The organism is Pseudoalteromonas sp. H71 (assembly GCF_001468485.1).
Classification (GTDB): Bacteria; Pseudomonadota; Gammaproteobacteria; order Enterobacterales; family Alteromonadaceae; genus Pseudoalteromonas.
The window spans coordinates 1-2218 of record NZ_LODI01000039.1; the positions used below are offsets into that span (position 1 = coordinate 1).

Genomic DNA, 2218 nt, shown 5'->3' on the forward strand with positions numbered 1-2218 from the left:
ATAGAAAAACTAGATTAGGGAATTCATAAATTGGCTATATAGTCGGTTAGCTTACGGAAAGAGTTGGTATAAATTGTCCTAGCTTCAATGATCTTAATTAACTCACTTATTATTTTTAAAGTAACCTTAAATAGATTACTTTTCTGCATTTCTGGAAAAAGCTTGGTTACTCTTCAAATATAAAAAGCATACTTATTAACCACTTAGAGTTTCGGGTTAGTGCTATCAAATTTCTTTTCTGAGATACTAAGCTTTTTCAGGAATAAAATAATATGCTTAGAGCTGCATTAATTGTATTAGTTTTCTTGACGTCTATTTTCGCGTCAATGCCCGTAATCGGGAAGTCAACTTTCGACAAAGCCTTCGAGTTTTATAACGATAAAAATTACAAAGTCGCATTGCAGAGCTTTAAGGCGTCAATCGCAATCGGTGAGGACATTGGAAAGTCCCAGTTTTTTATTGGGCAAATGTATTACTATGGCAACGGCATAGAGAAAAATTACACTAAAGCACGAGAGTATTACCAAAAATCAGCTGAAGCTAATATAGACGGTGCATATTACATGCTTGGCAATATTTACTATTCCGGCATAGGGGTTGAAGTAGACTACCTCAAAGCAAAAGAATGGTTTTTAAAAGCAGCCAAACGAAATATTGCAGGAGCACAATACTTTTTAGGCGTAATTCATCGATATGGGAAAGGAGTTGAAAAAAATAATACAGAAGCACATCAATGGTTTTCGACAGCCGCAGTCTTAGGAAGTAACTGGGGCAAGTATGAGTTGGCGAGATCCTATCATTATGGATGGGGCGTCGATAAAGACATTGAAAAGGCGATAAAATGGTATTCCCAATCAGCAGATGATGGCTTTTTACAATCTCAAAAAGAACTTGCCAAGATGTACCTTAATGGCTGGGGAGTCGAAATGGATGTCCCTAAGTCAGTAATATATTTCAAGCAAGCCGTAGCTCAGGGAGACTCAGATAGTTTGTTATCGCTGGCAAGAGTCTATTTCAAAGGCAATAGAGGGGTTCCACAAAATGTCGAGGAGGGACTTCGCTTATATAATGAAGCAATTAACAAAGATCATTTGGGGGCAGCAAATGAACTCGCAAAAATTTATCTTGTTGGCAGGAATGTAACTCAAGATATTCCAAAAGGTTTAGCACTATTAAATGATGCTATCGATGGGGGATATATTAACGCTATCGTTGACCTAGCCAAAATTTATCACACAGGCAATACGTTTTATGCTAGAGATACAAAAGAGATATTAACGCCTAACCCTACCAAAGCTTTAGAGCTGTTCAAGCAAGCTTATCAGTTGTCAGAAAAAAAATTAAATTACCAAGCCTTTATCTCGGCGTACTCTATTGGAGAGCTTTATGACGAAGGCGAAGGCAAAGGCAAAGGCAAAGATAAAAACATAAATCAACTAATCCAGTGGTATGAACGTGCTGTAAAGTCTTCGCAGTATGCAAAAAAAAGCAATTATACGGTTAATCGAATAAAGGGGAAAGCTATACAAAGGTTGAGTGAATTAGTCTGCCAAAGGGATTCGTCCTCGTTACTATTTAATGTCTTAATAAAGTGTGCTGATCGCGATGAACTGAGAGCTGCAATCAAGCATGCTGGAGCGACGGTAATAAAAGAAAACAAGAACAATTGGGGCGATACGTATAACTCAAGCAATATTTTACAAGGTACTAGCCAGTTATATGTTGGCTATGAAATTAAGGATTCATTTGCCATTGCGAAATATACTTTCCCTGCCAATATGGACACTCAAAAAGTTGTTGAAGTTAAAAACTTTGTAGCAAACAAATATGGCAAACCAACGACGTCTTCGGGACGTATTAATGTCGGGGAAGTGAGTTATCAATGGAAACTGAAAGATGGAATTTCTATTGAAGTTAGCAGAGGCTGGCCGTCTACCACGACTTATCTGACTTTTAAGAACCCTAAAAATTATGATGCTATGAAGGCTGAGCAAAAAAAACAAGCAGAAGCTAAAAAAGCGAAAGAATACGAAAAGCAAAGCAATGCTTTTTAACCAACCGACTGAAGCGGCATAAGAAAAATGGACGATTTCGCTTCAATCGGAAGTCAGCCATTTTTCAGAGAATGGTGAGGGCGGTATGTCCCATTTTTCAGAGCATATACTTAAGGATATTTTAAGCTCGAACAAGCTAGCAGATACTGGTAACTGTCAGATTA

General features: G+C 37.6%; 1 protein-coding gene. It reads left to right on the forward strand.

Annotated features, from left to right (window positions below; translation table 11 throughout):
• Window positions 1-272 precede the first annotated feature (272 nt).
• Window positions 273-2054 carry an SEL1-like repeat protein gene (locus tag ATS71_RS14375; RefSeq protein WP_058405448.1) on the forward strand — a complete coding sequence of 594 codons (1782 nt, stop codon included), beginning with the start codon at window positions 273-275 and terminating at the stop codon, window positions 2052-2054.
• Window positions 2055-2218 lie beyond the last annotated feature (164 nt).